Annotated in this window: 15 protein-coding genes and 2 pseudogenes; 8 read left to right on the top strand and 9 right to left on the bottom strand. The window is 52.1% G+C overall.

Annotation, left to right across the window (positions count from 1 at the left end; translation table 11 throughout):
* Positions 1-257 precede the first annotated feature (257 nt).
* Complete coding sequence (gene acnB / locus DDT52_RS05195) at positions 258-2,855, top strand: bifunctional aconitate hydratase 2/2-methylisocitrate dehydratase (RefSeq protein ID WP_136155417.1); 2,598 nt, start codon at positions 258-260, stop codon at positions 2,853-2,855.
* Between the two features lie 445 nt (positions 2,856-3,300).
* Positions 3,301-3,690: a protein YacL gene (yacL, locus tag DDT52_RS05190; RefSeq protein WP_136155416.1), complete on the top strand. Its 390-nt coding sequence runs from the start codon at positions 3,301-3,303 to the stop codon at positions 3,688-3,690.
* A 242-nt stretch (positions 3,691-3,932) separates the two neighbouring features.
* On the opposite strand, the gene dtnK is transcribed toward yacL, so the two are convergent.
* The 3 genes from dtnK to DDT52_RS20890 all read right to left on the bottom strand — a co-directional run bounded on the left by dtnK (position 3,933) and on the right by DDT52_RS20890 (position 6,592).
* Entirely contained in the window at positions 3,933-5,195 is a 1,263-nt protein-coding gene (dtnK, locus tag DDT52_RS05185; protein WP_136155415.1) for a D-threonate kinase, read from the bottom strand.
* Between the two features lie 181 nt (positions 5,196-5,376).
* The gene (locus DDT52_RS05180) at positions 5,377-6,372 is read right to left on the bottom strand and encodes a 2-keto-3-deoxygluconate permease (protein ID WP_136155414.1); all 996 of its coding nucleotides are present in this window, start codon (positions 6,370-6,372) and stop codon (positions 5,377-5,379) included.
* A 55-nt stretch (positions 6,373-6,427) separates the two neighbouring features.
* Positions 6,428-6,592: a hypothetical protein gene (locus DDT52_RS20890; protein WP_168709735.1), complete on the bottom strand. Its 165-nt coding sequence runs from the start codon at positions 6,590-6,592 to the stop codon at positions 6,428-6,430.
* Positions 6,593-6,953: 361 nt separating this feature from the next.
* Here DDT52_RS20890 and DDT52_RS21135 point away from each other — a divergent pair.
* The 3 genes and pseudogenes from DDT52_RS21135 to DDT52_RS05170 form a co-directional block, all read left to right on the top strand.
* Positions 6,954-7,136, top strand: a pseudogene (locus DDT52_RS21135) (nucleotide-binding domain containing protein); the annotation flags it as partial.
* The gene (locus tag DDT52_RS05175) at positions 7,129-8,109 is read left to right on the top strand and encodes a D-threonate 4-phosphate dehydrogenase (RefSeq protein ID WP_136155413.1); all 981 of its coding nucleotides are present in this window, start codon (positions 7,129-7,131) and stop codon (positions 8,107-8,109) included. The pseudogene DDT52_RS21135 and the gene DDT52_RS05175, both read left to right, overlap by 8 nt.
* 51 nt (positions 8,110-8,160) lie before the next feature.
* The gene (locus tag DDT52_RS05170) at positions 8,161-8,976 is read left to right on the top strand and encodes a DeoR/GlpR family DNA-binding transcription regulator (RefSeq protein ID WP_136155412.1); all 816 of its coding nucleotides are present in this window, start codon (positions 8,161-8,163) and stop codon (positions 8,974-8,976) included.
* Here DDT52_RS05170 and DDT52_RS05165 read toward each other — a convergent pair.
* From DDT52_RS05165 to DDT52_RS05145, 5 genes are all read right to left on the bottom strand, one after another.
* Positions 8,957-9,979, bottom strand: coding sequence for a LacI family DNA-binding transcriptional regulator (locus DDT52_RS05165; RefSeq protein ID WP_136155411.1), 1,023 nt, complete (start codon positions 9,977-9,979; stop codon positions 8,957-8,959). The two genes, DDT52_RS05170 and DDT52_RS05165, sit on opposite strands and share 20 nt — an antisense overlap.
* Positions 9,980-10,020: 41 nt before the next feature.
* Positions 10,021-10,968: an ROK family protein gene (locus DDT52_RS05160; RefSeq protein ID WP_136155410.1), complete on the bottom strand. Its 948-nt coding sequence runs from the start codon at positions 10,966-10,968 to the stop codon at positions 10,021-10,023.
* A gap of 363 nt (positions 10,969-11,331) precedes the next feature.
* Positions 11,332-12,210 carry a metal ABC transporter substrate-binding protein gene (locus tag DDT52_RS05155; RefSeq protein ID WP_109052512.1) on the bottom strand — a complete coding sequence of 293 codons (879 nt, stop codon included), beginning with the start codon at positions 12,208-12,210 and terminating at the stop codon, positions 11,332-11,334.
* Positions 12,211-12,241: 31 nt separating this feature from the next.
* On the bottom strand, positions 12,242-13,096 hold the full coding sequence (locus DDT52_RS05150; RefSeq protein WP_136155409.1) for a metal ABC transporter permease: 855 nt from the start codon (positions 13,094-13,096) through the stop codon (positions 12,242-12,244).
* Positions 13,093-13,800, bottom strand: coding sequence for a metal ABC transporter ATP-binding protein (locus tag DDT52_RS05145; protein WP_136155408.1), 708 nt, complete (start codon positions 13,798-13,800; stop codon positions 13,093-13,095). Before DDT52_RS05145 ends, DDT52_RS05150 begins: the two co-directional genes overlap by 4 nt.
* A 508-nt stretch (positions 13,801-14,308) precedes the next feature.
* Here DDT52_RS05145 and bglB point away from each other — a divergent pair.
* The 3 genes and pseudogenes from bglB to DDT52_RS05130 all read left to right on the top strand — a co-directional run bounded on the left by bglB (position 14,309) and on the right by DDT52_RS05130 (position 16,639).
* A complete protein-coding gene (gene bglB / locus DDT52_RS05140) occupies positions 14,309-15,406 on the top strand; it encodes a beta-galactosidase BglB (protein ID WP_136155407.1) in 1,098 nt (365 codons plus the stop codon).
* Between the two features lie 88 nt (positions 15,407-15,494).
* Positions 15,495-15,602, top strand: a pseudogene (locus DDT52_RS21415) (carbohydrate ABC transporter permease); the annotation flags it as partial.
* A 2-nt stretch (positions 15,603-15,604) separates the two neighbouring features.
* Positions 15,605-16,639 carry a LacI family DNA-binding transcriptional regulator gene (locus DDT52_RS05130; protein ID WP_136155406.1) on the top strand — a complete coding sequence of 345 codons (1,035 nt, stop codon included), beginning with the start codon at positions 15,605-15,607 and terminating at the stop codon, positions 16,637-16,639.
* Positions 16,640-16,785: 146 nt separating this feature from the next.
* Here DDT52_RS05130 and ssb1 read toward each other — a convergent pair whose 3' ends face one another.
* The gene (gene ssb1 / locus DDT52_RS05125; protein ID WP_136155405.1) at positions 16,786-17,325 is read right to left on the bottom strand and encodes a single-stranded DNA-binding protein SSB1; all 540 of its coding nucleotides are present in this window, start codon (positions 17,323-17,325) and stop codon (positions 16,786-16,788) included.
* Positions 17,326-17,455: the final 130 nt, after the last annotated feature.

Here is a 17,455-nt window from a genome sequence, read left to right as displayed (position 1 = left end):
TATCAGGAGCATGCTATTCTGCTGAAGTCAGCCAGCATCGGATAAAAATAACTAACCGTGCATAAGGGTCGATTTAATAATAATTAATGTTGCTATTATGTGAACGAATTAACAATCGATTCAAATTCTGGTATGCTGACGAGGCTGGACCGGACACTCTATTACCTTACATCCACAAGCTTACACCCAGGCATGGACATCAAGACCGGGACAAGAGCGCCGGGCATAACGAAGACAATGAGAGCGAGGAGAAAGTCGTGCTAGAAGAATATCGTAAGCACGTAGCCGACCGGGCTGCACAGGGGATTGTTCCTAAGCCGTTAGATGCCATACAAATGGCCGCGCTGGTTGAGTCATTAAAGCACCCACCCGCAGGCGAAGAAGATGTTTTACTGGATCTGTTAGCTAACCGCGTTCCCCCTGGTGTTGATGAAGCCGCGTATGTGAAAGCGGGTTTTCTGGCGGCCATTGCAAAAGGCGAGGCCACTTCTCCCCTGGTGACGCCTGAGAAAGCCGTTGAGCTGCTGGGCACCATGCAAGGTGGTTACAACATCCACCCGCTGATTGAAGCACTGGATAGTGATGTGCTGGCGCCCATTGCCGCCAAAGCCCTGTCTCACACTTTGCTGATGTTCGACAACTTTTATGATGTGGAAGAGAAGGCGAAAGCGGGTAACGCTTATGCCAGGCAGGTTATCCAATCCTGGGCGGATGCCGAGTGGTTCCTGTCCCGCCCTGAGCTGGCGGAAAAGATTACCGTAACCGTATTTAAAGTGACCGGTGAAACCAACACCGATGACCTGTCGCCTGCGCCAGACGCCTGGTCGCGTCCCGATATTCCGCTGCATGCGTTGGCGATGCTGAAAAATGCCCGGGAAGGCATTGAACCCGATCAGCCGGGCGTGGTGGGTCCGATCAAACAAATCGAAGAACTGAACAAAAAAGGTTTCCCGCTGGCTTACGTTGGCGACGTGGTCGGTACGGGGTCTTCACGTAAATCGGCAACCAACTCCGTACTGTGGTTCATGGGGGATGACATCCCTTATGTGCCTAACAAACGCGGCGGCGGCGTGGTGCTTGGCGGTAAAATTGCGCCGATCTTCTTTAACACCATGGAAGATGCCGGTGCGCTGCCGATTGAAGTGGATGTCAACGACCTGAACATGGGCGATGTGATTGATATCTATCCGTACAAAGGCGAAGTTTGCCGTCATGACACCAATGACGTGCTGGCGACGTTTGAACTGAAAACCGACGTACTGCTGGATGAAGTTCGCGCAGGGGGACGTATCCCGCTGATCATCGGTCGTGGACTGACCTCCAAAGCCCGTGAGTCGCTGGGGCTGCCGCACAGCGACGTATTCCGTATTTCCAAAGCGGTGGAAGCCAGCGCCAAGGGCTTCTCGCTGGCTCAGAAAATGGTTGGCCGCGCCTGTGGCGTCGCCGGTATTCGTCCGAACGAATACTGCGAGCCGAAAATGACCTCCGTAGGGTCGCAGGACACCACCGGGCCGATGACCCGTGATGAACTGAAAGATCTGGCCTGTCTGGGCTTCTCCGCCGATCTGGTGATGCAGTCTTTCTGTCATACGGCGGCGTATCCGAAGCCGGTTGATGTGACGACTCACCACACGCTGCCTGATTTCATCATGAACCGCGGCGGGGTTTCCCTGCGTCCGGGCGATGGTGTCATTCACTCCTGGTTGAACCGCATGCTGCTGCCAGATACCGTGGGAACCGGCGGTGATTCCCATACCCGTTTCCCGATTGGCATTTCTTTCCCGGCGGGTTCCGGGCTGGTGGCCTTCGCCGCTGCAACGGGCGTGATGCCGCTGGATATGCCCGAGTCCGTACTGGTTCGCTTCAAGGGTAAAATGCAGCCGGGCATTACGCTGCGCGATCTGGTTCATGCCATTCCGTTGTATGCCATCAAGCAAGGCCTGCTGACCGTGGAGAAAAAAGGGAAGAAAAACATTTTCTCCGGTCGTATTCTGGAAATCGAAGGTCTGCCGGATCTGAAAGTCGAGCAGGCGTTTGAATTGACGGATGCCTCGGCGGAGCGTTCCGCCGCGGGTTGTACCATCAAGCTGGATAAAGCGCCGATCGTTGAGTATCTGAATTCCAACATCGTGCTGCTGAAATGGATGATCTCGGAAGGCTACGGCGATCGTCGCACGCTGGAACGTCGTATTCAGGGCATGGAAAAATGGCTGGCCGATCCGCAACTGCTTGAAGCGGACGCCGATGCGGAATATGCCGCCGTTATCGACATCGATCTGGCTGAAATCAAAGAGCCGATCCTGTGTGCGCCGAACGATCCGGATGACGCTCGCTGGCTGTCTGACGTGCAGGGTGAAAAGATCGATGAAGTCTTTATCGGTTCCTGTATGACCAACATTGGTCACTTCCGTGCAGCAGGTAAACTGCTGGATAGCCACAAAGGCCAGTTGCCGACCCGTCTGTGGGTTGCGCCGCCGACCAAAATGGATGCGGCTCAGCTGACGGAAGAAGGCTATTACAGCGTATTTGGCAAGAGCGGCGCACGGATTGAAATCCCGGGTTGTTCGCTGTGTATGGGTAACCAGGCGCGAGTGGCCGACGGTGCGACGGTGGTTTCAACTTCCACGCGTAATTTCCCGAACCGTTTAGGGACGGGGGCGAATGTATATCTGGCTTCCGCCGAACTGGCCGCGGTGGCATCCCTGCTGGGCCGTCTGCCGACGCCGGAAGAGTACCAAACCTATATGAACCAGGTGGATAAAACCGCGCAGGATACCTACCGCTATCTGAATTTTGACCAGTTGGGTCAATATACCGAGAAAGCGGATGGCGTGATCTTCCAGACCGCAGTCTGAATCGCGATAGTGCTGTTCTTCGGGGGAGACCTCGGCCTAATGCCGGTCACTTAAGGTGACCGGCATTGTTTTTTATCGGATATTTACCTCTTCTTCCCCTCACTTCTCTGGAATAACGTTGCTTCCGTCGCCGCGGTAACATCAGATAGTCTGCCTGCTCATAAAAATGAATTTGACCGGCAGCGTAAGAGATATAATTTTCCATTATATAGCAATGGGTTATGATGATGTTGAGAAAGAGCTGAAGATGACGGGCCGGAAGAAATCGTCATCCGGCGCGGGAAGCGGAGGTGAGTTTTACGCATTGCCGCCATGTCAGCGGGTTCGGCGGCCTGAGAAGCAAATAATCTTACCGGTTTTTACCAGACGTTTGCGAACCATCACTGTGGCAATACCCAATGCCCTTTAAACTAAAAATAACGAGAGTGATACAGGAGGGGGCACCATGGACTACGAATTTCTGCGCGATGTTACCGGCCAGGTGATAGTCAGAATGTCAATGGGGCATGAAGCCCTTGGCCACTGGTTTAATGAAGAGGTGAAAGATAATTTAGCGTTACTTGAACAGGTGGAGGCGGCGGCGCATTCCGTGTCGGGGAGCGAACGTCAGTGGCAGTATGTCGGCCATGAATATACCCTGTTGCTGGATAGCGAAGAGGTGATGATACGCGCCAACCAGCTTGAATTTTCCGTCGATGAGATGGAAGACGGGATGAGCTATTATGATGAAGAAAGTCTATCGCTCTGCGGTACGGATGATTTTCTGACGGTAATGAAAAAATATCGCGAGTTTGTATGGGAAAATGGCGCGGCAGGGCAGAAGAAGACATTATGACCGCCCCGGCTCTTGTTGGTGATGCTGTGTCATCGCCATTTTGCTTAAAGGTGGCCGTCCATGCGGTCACCGGGTCCGATAATCAGACGGCTCCGCACTCGCCGGCCTTTGGACGTGTGCGTTCAGCGTGAGCTATGCCGGGAACACGCCCAAATACCGTCGCTATGATTAATGGCTATTTTTTTAAGTGATTTTTCCTCGCATCGGTATCCAAATATCAAGCGTATAATAAACTATAAGCATTAAATCTTTCCAAAAAATTCTAAAGACACTTTTATCGCGTCTTCTGCACCAAAACCACCGGCTTTTGTGATAACAGGAATGGCATTATTTATTTCACTATCAATCAAGACCCCGCACGGAATACATGGCGCGACCTCATGTTGGACCCGATAGCCTTTCGCTTTAATTGTTTTTGCAACCGCAATGGCAATATCGCCGCCGGTTAAAAATAACCCGCCCACGCTGTTTTTTTGTAAGATTTCTCTGGTGATCTCACTCAGTTTTAAACTTATGGTTTCGCCCAGTTCCTGCCTGGAGAAACCCAATTTTTCACATCGCTCTTCAATAGTATTACGGGCGCTGGAATCAGTGCACGATCGAATAATACAGTGATGTCCTTTTTTAAGGATATCTGAAGCCTCGGTAACCACCTCGGTTAATAACTGAATATAGTCACTGGACAATAATCTATCGACGTCAATGTCAATAATATCGGCTAAACTATTTTTGACCACATAGTTAATTTGCTTAATCGTTGCATCACTCATAGAGCCGGATATCACTAACGCGGGTGATTTATTGTGTCGCTCTTTGTAAAAACGTTCAGGCAATACACTGGCCAACCCGGCAGCGCCAACAAAAGCAACAGGGCAGGATATATTATCAATCGCCTGGCCTATTATCCGCAAATCCTCCTCGGTTTCAGTATCCAATATAATAATGGAACGTTCTTTATTTTCAATTATATCAATGAGTTGGTTTGCGTTCCCACTGCGAATATTCGCCAAATGAATTTCGTGAACGGGCAAATCAGTTTGGCTGGCGATAATGTTTTTAATGGAGGACGAATGGATCGGCGTTTTGGGATCCGTTGCATATTCTGTTTCTAATAACGGTGTTCCGTTGACATAGCAAATACCTTCTTTGGTCACTCGTCCATTATTAGGGATTGCCGCGACGACTAATGCCAGCCTGATATTCGTTACGTCAAAAATGGCTTCTATTTCAGCACCTAAATTACCTCGCAGGGTTGAATCTATTTTTTTGTAAATCGTCATCCCCCGGGATTCTGTTTCCTGTTGAATAATGCAGGTTTTTATTCGCCGTTTGGACTCGTCAATGGATACGGCCCGGGTTTCTGAGTCAATGACCAGCACTTCCGTATCGGTTTCGTTTTTATCATCCCATAAAAAAGAGACATCGACTTTTGCGCCTTTTTTAGCAAATTGAACGCCTGTATCATTAGAACCGGTAAAATCATCGGCGATAACTAATAATTTCATATCATTCCTCTCGAAATGGTTGTTCTTATCTGACTGATTTATAATTTTTTTTAACGCCTTCCCCGGTCACATTCTGGTGTTGGCGCTTCCGGGGATTAATAAGCGACGTCCTGTTTCCCGCCGCAGGCCCGCCTTTGGCCGGCCAAATTGATAGATAAACATGCCGGTTAAAAGATGAAAATTACGCTATTTCTTCTTCATCCGGTGAACTTAAGGCATTGTTGCGTTTTAACATCCATGAGGCTAAAACGGGAGCCAGTATTGCAGTCACTAATACTGATGCGGCGACCTGGGCCGTAGCAACGTCCACATATTGGGCAAACCGGGGATCAACCGCTGCAATAATCGCAGGATTGGCTATCGCGTTACCAGCCGTTGTCCCGGCGATAAAACCGATACCGCTTTTAGGGCCGCGGCGAAGAATATATTTGTAACCAAGATAAACTAACCAACCTGTAAAAGGGGCAACGATTATCCCGACAATAATACCCTGAACGCCGCCGGTAACAACACTGGTAAGATTAATGCCGGTACCTAATGCAAAAGCAAAGAACGGGATGACGATGTTAGGTACCGGAATTAAAATAGCCTTCCATTTACTATCAAGGTTACCGACTATCATGCCCAGGATGAAGGGTAAAATAGCCGCGACAAACATGGATAAAGGTATTTCAGCTAATCCGGAAACCCCTAAAAATAACATGCTAAAGAATGGGCCGTCAGTAACCGCTGAACCCATATAGGCTCCACGATCCCGATAGTCGCCGTATTTCCCGGTAAATGCTAACCATAAGCCACCGTTACTATTATCCGCGGCTGCCAGTAAAGCCAGAATGGAGATCCCTAAAAAACCATCAATGCCGATAAATAAACCTAAACAAACAATCAGGAATCCTGGTATGACGCTTTTCATGAATACAACAACACCGGTATGGGCGAGAACCGGCCCGCTGGAGCGCCAGGATACCTGTGTGCCGGTTGCAAAAATTAATAGTGCAATTAATGGCATGGCACTATTTTTAAACAGTGCTGTAGTAAAAGATCCCACCATTAATGCATCAGAAAAAAAAGTTCCAAAAATTGACCCCAGGATTAGTGGAATTAACATTAATCCACCAGGTATTTTATTCATGAAATCAAACATCGGTATACTAAATGCTTTAGATTCTGTAACCATTTTTAATCTCTCCTGGATATGTCACTATAGAAAATAACAATCCTATCTATATTTTCTATACGTAATCATGTTTATCATCGGCGCCGGCACATTCTTCACCAGCCGCTGAACCTGTAGTCAAGAGTAGCGGCGTGCGCGGCAGAGGCGTCTGTCCAGCCTGCTGGCGGGTCTGTTGAATCAGTGTCTGGACTTTGCTAAGGAGCGTATTGTGAATATTCATCCTGTCTGCCTATTGCTGTTGCTGTGCTGAATTTTCTCTTCACGCGACTCTTGCCCTCCGGGATTGTTCGTTCATTAAGAGAGACGACAGTCCACGATGTTACTAAGAGTAATTTATAAGTTAATTAGATATTAAATAATCTGATCTTGCTCACATATAATCAATTATGATTTAATATAATCAATCCAGGTTCAGATGACAAGGCGAGGAGAGACCGGCTTATTCGCTATGTTTGTCTGGTGGTTTCGTTATCCTGCTTATGTTATGACGGATTGCGTGAGCGAAATCGATCAAAAAAGATTGCCCTGATACAGCAGCGTGACCTGGTACTGAACGATATTCCGGTGCATTTTCATACGCCGCCGCCGCGCTGGAGGCCAGCGGGTTCCAGATTAAGAGACAAATTACCGGTTGAGAGCCATGGGGACGGCGGCAGGAGTGTCTGGCCGGCGATGCGCCTGTAATGACTAAAGCAGGCGGCTTTGGCGACGAAACCACCTTGCTCGACGTTTTACGTTTTATTGAGGAGAAGGCCAGTGAGTAAAACTATAGCAGTAACCATGGGTGATCCGGCGGGTATTGGTCCGGAGATTATTATCAAGTCTCTGGCCGAGGGGGAACTTTCCGGCGCGCCTGCCGTCGTGGTTGGGTGTGTACAGACACTGCGTCGTATTCTTGCGCTGAATGTCGTGCCAGCGGTGGAGCTAAGGGTGATTGATAAGCCTGCCGATGCCATTTTTACACCGGGTGTGATTAACATAATCGATGAACCGCTGGCTGAGCCGGAGACGCTGAAGCCCGGCAAAGTTCAGGCGCAGGCGGGCGATCTGGCCTACCGCTGCATTAAACGCGCGACAGAACTGGCGATGGCGGGCGAAGTGCATGCGATCGCTACCGCCCCGTTGAATAAAGAAGCGCTCCATTCTGCCGGCCATCTTTATCCGGGGCATACCGAGTTGTTGGCGAAACTGACCAACAGCCGCGACTACGCGATGGTGCTGTATACGGATAAACTGAAGGTGATTCATGTTTCAACGCACATCGCATTGCGCAAGTTCCTCGATACGCTTAACCGCGAACGCGTTGAAACGGTCATTGCGATGGCGGATACCTTTCTGAAACGGGTTGGTTTCGCACATCCCCGCATTGCGGTCGCCGGGGTCAATCCGCACGCCGGCGAGAATGGGTTATTCGGCGATGAAGAGATCAAGATCGTGTCGCCTTCTGTTGAAGCGATGAAGGCCAAAGGCATTGATGTGTACGGCCCGTGCCCGCCGGATACCGTTTATCTGCAAGCCTATGAAGGCCAGTATGATATGGTGGTGGCGATGTATCACGATCAAGGGCATATTCCGCTGAAATTGCTTGGTTTTTATGATGGGGTCAACATCACTGCCGGGCTGCCTTTTATTCGTACTTCCGCCGATCACGGTACGGCTTTTGATATTGCGTGGACAGGAAAAGCGAAGTCTGAGAGCATGGCGATCTCAATCCAGTTAGCCATGCAGCTCGCGTAATTCGCGCTTAGTGACGGACTTCTCACGACGAGAGCCGTATGAGTTAAACGGATGAATATCGTCGAGGAGAAAACATTGAGCGATGCTTTGCGCATAAGTGGAGAGAGAGTGAAAGGGCAAAGCCGTCTGGATCAGATTATGGACTATCTGAAGAGCCATAATCTGGTGACGGTGGATGAGCTGGTTTCCGTCATTGATGCCTCCCCGGCGACCATTCGCCGCGATTTGATCAAACTGGATGAACAAGGGGTGATCAGCCGTAGTCACGGTGGCGTTACTCTCAATCGTTTTATCCCTTCCCAGCCAACGACCAACGAGAAGCTGCAACGTAATTTGCAGGAAAAGCAGGCGATTGCCCGCTATGCGGCGAAGCTGGTGAAACCGGGTAGTGCGGTGGTGCTGGATGCCGGCACCACCATGCTGGAATTGGCGCGTAACCTGACCCATTTACCGCTGCGCGTTATTACGGCTGACCTGCAAATTGCGCTGTTTCTGTCTGAATTCAAACAGATTGAAGTCACCATCATTGGCGGGCGTATTGATGACAGCAGCCAGTCCTGTATTGGTGAACATGGCCGGCGTCTGCTGCGCAGCATCTACCCGGATATTGCGTTTATCAGTTGTAACTCGTGGAGTCTGGAAAAAGGCATCACCACGCCGACCGAGGAAAAGGCAGGCCTGAAACAGGATCTCGGCCTGAATGCCAGTCGCCGGGTATTACTGGCGGACAGCAGCAAATACGGCGCTTATTCTCTGTTCTGTGTCACGCCGCTTGCGGATTTGAGTGACATCGTTACGGACGTGGGACTCCCTCCCGATGTACAAAACCAGCTAAAGGCGCAGCCCTTTAATCTGAAACTGGTGTGAGTGTTTCACCCGGGATGGCGGTTTCCCCGGCGCTTTCCCTTGGCACCAGTTCTACTGTCAGCAGCCGCTGTTGGTTTTCCTCTGTGGGATTAATCAACAGCTGTAGCGCCTGTTGTCCGAGTTCGGCTTTATTGATGGCGATCGTCGTCAGCGGTGGGTGCGCCATGGCGGCGGTTTCGATGTCATCAAAACCGACAATGGCCATATCCTGCGGGACTTTCAATCCTCGCTGCTGACAAACACGCATGGCAATCAGTGCGGCGGAATCATTGTAGGCAAAAATGGCGTCGGGCGGTTGGGGCAGAACCAGCAATTCTTCCACGGCTTGGGTCAGCGAGGCTTCAATATCCAACAGGGGAGGCGCAATCGCTTCGTATTCCGGTGGAGTAAGCTGTTTGGCGTCGAACAGCGCCTGACGGTAGCCCTTTTCGCGTAAACGGATACTGTAGTGAGCAAGGCTGCTGGCGAGAAACGCGATACGTGTTCTGCCCTGTGCCATCAAGTGGCGAGTGGCGAGATAGCCGCCCTGAAAGTTATCGGGATTGACGCAGGGAAGGTGCGGCGACCACAGGTCAACCAGCGCCAGCGGTAGTTGCATATGTTGTAAAACCGCAAGCAGTTCCGGTTCAAAAAAGCCGGCGCACAGCAGCGCATCGGGATTGTGCAGACGGACCTGCTGCTCCACCGGGTCAGTGGGGCCCAATGCCAGAAAGCTCAGGGCGATCCCCGCTTCCCGGCAGGCATTTTCCACGCCAAGCAATAACGGTGAATAGAACGACAATGCGCTGGAAATATTGTGCTGGCGATGCAGTAAAAACAGTACGCGACGGACTTTATCGTTACGCAGCCGGGTGAAGTCGTAGCCCTGTTGCTGCGCTATGCTGAGAATGCGTTGACGCGTCTCCTCTTTCAGACCCGGTTGTCCTTTTAATGCCCGTGACACCGCGCCTGCCGAAACGCCCGCCTCAGCGGCAATATCCCTGATCCTGATACGTTTGGTCATTCGTTACCTTCGATCGGTATGGGCATTACGATTCAAATATGTCAGGGAAGATTACCACAGCGTGGTGCCGCAGCGGATGTTGACGACAGTTTTTGTCCCAGCCACGCCGCGCCCCGAACACCGCTGCTGTCCCCGTGTACCGCCTGAACAATGGGCGTCGTAAAGGTATTGCTGAACACATAGCGGGCAACCTGCGTATCCAGCCCCTGATACAGTACGCGACGATTTGATAACCCGCCGCCGATCACGATGACATCAGGATCGAGCAGATTGACGACGTCCGCCAGCGAGCGGGCCAGTTGATCCTGAAATAGCGTAAACTGAGAACGAGCATCGTCGTCCTGCATATCGACGGCATCCAGAATCTCTTTGGCGGTCAGCGTGCGCTGATAGCGCAGGTTGTAGCGTTGCGATAAACCCGTGCCGGAAATAAAGGATTCAATACAGTTATCTTGCCCACAGTAACAGGTGGCGGTGGGGCCATCTCGTTTCGGGCTGTAACGCGGTAACGCGTTGTGCCCCCATTCACCGGCACAGCGATTGCGCCCGTCTATCACCTGCTGATGAATGGCAATACCGCCGCCGCAGCCGGTGCCGAGGATCACGCCAAAGACGGTGTCGTATCCTTTTCCCGCGCCATCTATGGCTTCTGACAGCGCAAAGCAGTTTGCATCATTACTGATGGCAATCGGCTGTTGGCAGTATGCTTCAAGCATGGCAGGCAGCGGCTGCTGGTTAATGACCAGAATATTGGAATTCTTGATGTCGCCGTTGCTCGCTTCGACGGTTCCCGGCAGACAAATACCGATACTGAAAGGATGCGACACTGCCTGACGAACATCGTCGATCACGCGGCACAACAGGGTGAAGAACGCGATGTAGCTTTGCTTTTCCGTTGGATAGCGCTGTTTGTACACCGTCTCGCCGGGGGAATTCAGCACCACAGCTTCTATTTTCGAACCACCGATATCAATGCCCAGACTTAACATGCTTCATCGCTCCCGCTCAAAACCCCGACGGATGGAGGCAGCGCCATGACCTGTTGCGTCAGTCTACTTCTTTTTGTTTACTAAACTCAATTGGCTTTATCGATGTTATGGGGTGGTTTTTTATTTTTATTCATATATTTCATTAAGATATTTTTTATATTTCTGAAGATGAAAGCAAAAATAAACCAAAATTGTGAACAATATCACGACAGGAGTAGTAAGATATTTTCTTTGTTTACTAAACTTTTTGGGTCGTCATTAAATAAATCCGGCGAGTCTCCAATCCTGTCATCAGAGTGAGCGCTAGATTTTTTACCGAGGGGAAACGGAGTCAGCGTTTCCCCTCGGGGCTGGCATGGCGCGCTACTTCATACTTGATGCAATGGCATCAACGTTGTGTTTAAACGCGGCGGTGTAGCTTGACGCAGGGCCGGATGCATCGGTCAGGGCTTCCGGATACAGCTCACCGCCGGGCTGTGCGCCGCTGGCGTTGGCAATTTGTTTCACCAGACGCGGATCGGTCTGATTTTCAATAAAGTAGGTTTTGATTTTTTCTTCCCTGATTTGTTTGATCAGTGAAGCCACTTTTTTGCTGCTGGCCTCTGATTCGGTGGAATAGCCGACTGGCGACAGGAATTTCACGCCATATGCCTGGCTGAAATAGCCGAATGCATCATGACTGGTCAAGATTTTGCGTTTTTCTGGTGGAATATCGGCAAAGGTTTTCTTTGCGTAGCTGTCCAGTTCGGTTAACTGCCGGATATAAGCTTCCCCCTGTTTGCGATAGTCGTCGGCATTCTGCGGGTCTGCCGCAATTAGCGCATTAACGATGTTGTTGGCATAGATCACCCCGTTGCCCATACTGTTCCAGGCGTGGGGGTCGGTTTCCGTTTTGCCGTCTTCGATCATGGTCCGGGTCTGGACGCCGTCGGAGGCGGTGACCACTTTGCCGGTATAGCCCGAGGCGGTAACCAGCCGATCCAGCCAACCTTCCAGTCCCAGTCCGTTAACGAAAACCACGTCGGCTTTTGCCAGCGTTTTGCTGTCCTGCGGAGACGGCTCGAATTCATGGGGATCGCCATTGGGTTTAACCAGTTCGGTTACCGTAACGCGATCGCCGCCAATATGACTGACCATGTCGCCCAATACGGAAAAGCTGGCAACCACATTCAGGTTTTTTGCCATCGCCAGCGGGCTTAAAAGCAGACCGGATAAAGCAAGCGCGAGTAGTGAACGTTTCATTTTTTCCTCACAGAAGTTCTACATCATGGAATCAGCGGCGAGCACGGAGCATGCCGCCGTTGTGGCCGAAGCAAATTGAAAAACAGAAAAACAGCGTCGTGGTCAAAATAATGGCCGGTCCTGCCGGCAGGTCAGCGTAGTATGACCAGAGCAGCCCGATCAGGCTGGATGCCATGCCGAGAAGCATCGCTGTCACCAGCATGATGGCAAGCCGCTGTGTCCAGAAGCGGGCGCAGGCGGCAGGGAGCATCATCATGCCGACCGCCATCAACGTGCCCAGTAGTTGAAAACCCGCCACCAGATTCAACACGACCAGCGATAGAAACAGGCCGTGAATCACCGCGCGGTGGCGGCCGGACGCAATGCGCAAGAACGTCACATCAAAGGATTCAATCACCAGCGCCCGATAGATAATGGCGAACACGATCAGAGAAGCCGAGCCGATCAGCGCAATGTCGATCAGGGCGGCGCGGTCGATGGCCAAAATAGAGCCAAACAACACATGCAACAAATCGATACTGGAGCCCCGCAGGGAAACCAGCGTGACGCCGAGTGCCAGCGAGCCGAGGTAAAAGCCGGCAAAGCTGGCGTCTTCTTTCAGTTCAGTCTGACGGCTGACCAGGCCGGAGAGCATGGCAACCGACAGTCCGGCGATAAAGCCGCCGATGCCCATCGCCAGCAAGGACATGCCGGAAACGAGATAGCCAATGGCAACGCCCGGCAGGACAGCGTGAGAGAGCGCATCGCCAATCAGGCTCATTCTTCTCAGCAGCAGAAAACAGCCCAGCGGCGCGGCGCTGAGCGTCAGGACCAGACAGCCGACCAGTGCGCGACGCATAAAGCCGAATTCGGCGAACGGCGTACTGATTAAATGAAACCACGTCATGACGCCACGCTCCGCAGTACCGGAGCGGCACTGGCGCTTGTCGGCCGGCTGGCGAAGATCTGCTGTCGGTTTCCCCAGCGGTGACTGCCGTTGATCAGCTGTAGAACCTGGGGGAAATGTTGCTCAACCAGTTCCAGATCGTGCAGCACGGTAAGGATCGTTCGGCCTTCTTCATGCAGTCGCTGAAGAAGGGTCAGCAGAGTCTGCGTGGTTTGGCTGTCGATGCCGGTAAAGGGTTCATCCAGCAGGATGATGGGCGATTGGGTCAACAGCAGACGGGCAAACAGAATACGCTGTAGCTGCCCGCCGGAGAGCTTGCCGATGTGCTGATGGGCGAACCCGGCCATGGAAACCGCTTCAAGCGCCTGTATTGCTTTATTACGCCAATCGGCGGAAATACCACGCAGCAGACCGCTGTGCGGCAAACAGCCCATCAGAACCAGATCGCAGACGCTGATAGGAAACTGTCGATCAAACTCGGAAAGCTGCGGCAGGTAGCCAATGGTATTTTTTCCCGCATTATTGATGCGAAAGGTGCCGGACAGCGGAGGAAGCAGCCCCGCCAGCGTTTTTAGCAGCGTGGATTTTCCACTGCCGTTCGTACCGATAATCGCCGTGAGCGATCCTGAATTGAAACTTCCGCTTAGTATCCCCAACGGGGTCTGGCCACGGTAGCCAAACGCCAGTTCTTGTAATGCGATCATGGCAACATCACCGCCCAGACAACCAGTAACCACAGGAATGACAATAGCGCTGACACCAGCAGGACCCGTTTGGGGGCGGAGAGGGAATAAAGGCTCATCATCGTTATCCGCACATTGATATGAATTGTTATATTATAACATAACATTTTTATTGCAATATGGCATGCCGGAATAGGTAAAAAAGTATTTAAAAACGTTATGAGACTTCCGCGTGGTGATGAGGGGGCGCGTCATGCGCAGGGTTGCTGAAAATTCTCTCCTGAAAGCGCACGGTATTTAATCGTGCAAATTTGCATTGTCATGTCATTATTTCGCCGTCGTCATGGATTGTTTTATGTGACTCTGGTTAAAAATATTTTAACCCTTTATTTATAAAGCGTGTTTTTGTGGGATTCATCACATATAAAAAAGTGGCAATCTTATTTATTAATGCGAATTGTCAAAATTTGAATGCAAATAAACATTAATGCAAATTTGCATTGAATTAACGAAACAAGGGGCGCATAAGATGCCGACGGGATCGCTCGATAAATTACAAACCGAAGCGTTGCTGGAGCAGGTGGCGCGGGCATTCTGCCGGCTAAAGGCCATCGACAGCGTGACGCAGGAAACCGATCTTGCCGATGAGCTGGCGATTCAGTTTGAGGAATGGGATTGGGAAGTGGGCGTCGGGCTTTACGGTTTTTGGAAACTGGCGAATCTGAAGCAGGATCGTGCCATGTTGCTGGCGCTGGAGCAATGGTATCAGCAAAAGCTGGATATCGGCCTGCCGCCGCGGCAGATCAATTCCACGGCGCCGATGCTGGTGCTGGCGCTGCTGTGTCTGGATAACCCGCAGGCTCCATCGCAATGGCGGCAGGCGGTGAGCGAATGGGCCGACTGGCTGCTGCATTCGTTACCCAAAACGGAAGATGGCGGTTTTCAGCACACGGTGAAAGAACGCCCCAACACCGGACAATTGTGGGATGACACGCTGTTTATGGCCGGACTCTTTCTGGTGGCGGCAGGGCGGTTGTTGTTGCGCCGCGATCTGATTGAAGAAGCCGAGTATCAACTGTTAACCCATGCCCGCTATCTGGCGGATGTACGCAGCGGGTTGTGGTATCACGGCTGGACATTCATCGGAAGACATCATTACGCTAATGCCTTCTGGGGGCGAGGCAACGCCTGGATCACGCTGGTGCTGCCGGAAATGCGCGTGCTGGCGCAGGATCAGCTGTCTGCGCCGGTGTTGCGCACGCTGGAAGCCATTCTGGAGCAGCAGACGCAGGCGCTGGCCGGTTGTCAGCACGACTCCGGCCTGTGGCATACTTTACTGGACGATCCGGATTCTCCGCTCGAAACCTCCGCCAGCGCGGGCTTTATCGCCGGGATCCTGACGGCGCGGCGGCTCGGCATGTTGAACGATTTTCCGCAGGCGCGGTTGGATAAAGGGTTTGCCGCCGTCGTCGCGCAGATTGATGACGCGGGCGTGGTGCAGGGCGTCTCCGACGGCACCGCCATGGGACATGATTTACAGTTTTACCGCGATATTCCCAATGTTGCCGTGCCTTACGGACAAGCACTGGTCATGCTGATGTTATTGGCGCGCTTACATTCTGTTTGAAGAGACTGGCAAGGGTGAGTCTGGAAGCGTTCGGCTGCGGCGAACGGTGGATCAACGAGTGTAAAATGAACGATCTGATACCCGCAGGCATTATATACTGGCGATGACCATGCTCACTTTGTTGCCGGTGACGGCGGTGTGTGTCTTCCTGCCAAAATACATCGCTACAGGTATTGCCAATACGGGGATGAAATAACGATGTCGACACTCAAGGATATTGCCGATCGCGCCGGGGTTTCAATCAGCACGGTATCCCGTGCTTTGAACGGCACTGCGCCCATCAGCGCCAAAGTCAAACAGCGCATCATGGCGATTGCCGCCGAGCAAGGCTATCCCTTGCATAAGGCAGGTAAGGCGTTGGCGCCCCATGCCGAGCCACTGCGTCATATTATGCTGGCCACGCCGCGCAACCTGATGCTGGAAAATGATTACAATCTGGTCTCGCTGACCCTGATTAACGCGCTGAAAACCCTCTGTCTGCAACGCAATATCCAACTGCGTCCTTTTCTGGGCGAGCACGATACCATTAACGAACAACAACTGCTGCGTGAGCTACAGGACGGACGTGAAAGCGGCATCCTGATTGTGAACGACGATCACCCCATGCTGCTGAATGCCGTTGCGGAAAGCGGTATTCCGGCGGTGCTGATTAATGGGGAAGACCCCGGCATGCGGCTGAATTGCGTGATGCCGGCCAACCATTATTCGGCTGCGGCTGCCGTGCGCTATCTTATCGGACAGGGACACCTGCGCATTCTTCATCTCACCTGGACATCCCGTATGACCATCAAACAGCGTGAGCGAGGCTATCGTGAAGCGTTGTGCCAGGCAGGGATTGAGGTAGACGAAGCGCTGATTCTGTCATTGCCGGATTTCCACCCGCGAACGGCGCGGGATGCCGTCTTGCGTTGGCTGACCGCCCATCCCGATCGTCTCGGCGTGACGGCGGTTTTCTGTGCCGCGGATAATCAGGCCATTGGCGTAGTAGATGCGCTGTACCAGTATGGGCTACGCGTACCGGAAGATATTTCGGTTATGGGTATGGATGATATTTTGCCGCTTGATATGCTGCCCGTTTCGCTCACGACCGTGAATCTTCCCTTTGAGGCTATCGCCAGGGCTTCGCTGCAACTGCTGACGCAGCAGCTGACGCCATCACAGGCGCTGGGGGTTGCCCAGCGTACCGAACTGGCGGGGCGCGTGGTGATCAGGGGGTCGGTGCGGGCGTTGTAGCTTGCCTTAACCACTCTGTTTCGGGGCGTGGCGTCAAGGCGAAGCGTATGGCAGGGGGACAACTGAGGATATCGACCGTGAAGAAAAAAGCCCCGAACTAGCGGGGCGTTACAGCGATATTCTATCCAAACTATGAAAAATAAATCCTAGAACGGGATATCGTCGTCAAAGTCCATTGGCGGCTCATTGCTGGGCGCCGGCGTGTTATTTTGCGCAGCAGGGCGGGCTTGCTGCGGCTGAGCGCCGCCGCTGAATTGGTTGCCGCCCTGCGGCTGTTGAGGCTGGCCCCAGCTACCTTGCTGCTGACCGCCGCCGGCAGGCGCTGCGCCACCGCTCTGACGTCCGCCCAGCATTTGCATGGTGCCGCCGACGTTGACCACGATTTCGGTGGTATAGCGTTCTACCCCGGACTGATCGGTCCATTTACGGGTTTGTAGTGAACCTTCAATATAAACCTGAGAGCCTTTGCGCAGGTATTCGCCTGCGACTTCCGCCAGTTTGCCGAACAGGACAACGCGGTGCCATTCGGTTTTTTCTTTCTGCTCGCCGGTCTGCTTGTCACGCCAGCTTTCGGACGTGGCCAGAGTGATGTTGGCAACTGCACCACCATTCGGCATATAGCGAACTTCCGGGTCTTGCCCCAGATGTCCGACAAGAATCACTTTATTAACGCCTCTGCTGGCCATGCTCGTGTCTCCTGATGAATCAATAGATTTATTTTTAAGTCTAAACGATCAATCTTAACATGGGAAAAGTATCTATCATACCTGCGGAACGCGATCAAAAATGAAGAAAACGTTTGCAACATTTGCATAG

Source organism: Brenneria roseae subsp. roseae (assembly GCF_003115845.1).
Classification (GTDB): domain Bacteria; phylum Pseudomonadota; class Gammaproteobacteria; order Enterobacterales; family Enterobacteriaceae; genus Brenneria; species Brenneria roseae.
The sequence above is the reverse complement of the archived record's forward strand: the minus strand, read 5'-3'. Positions and strand labels throughout refer to the sequence as shown.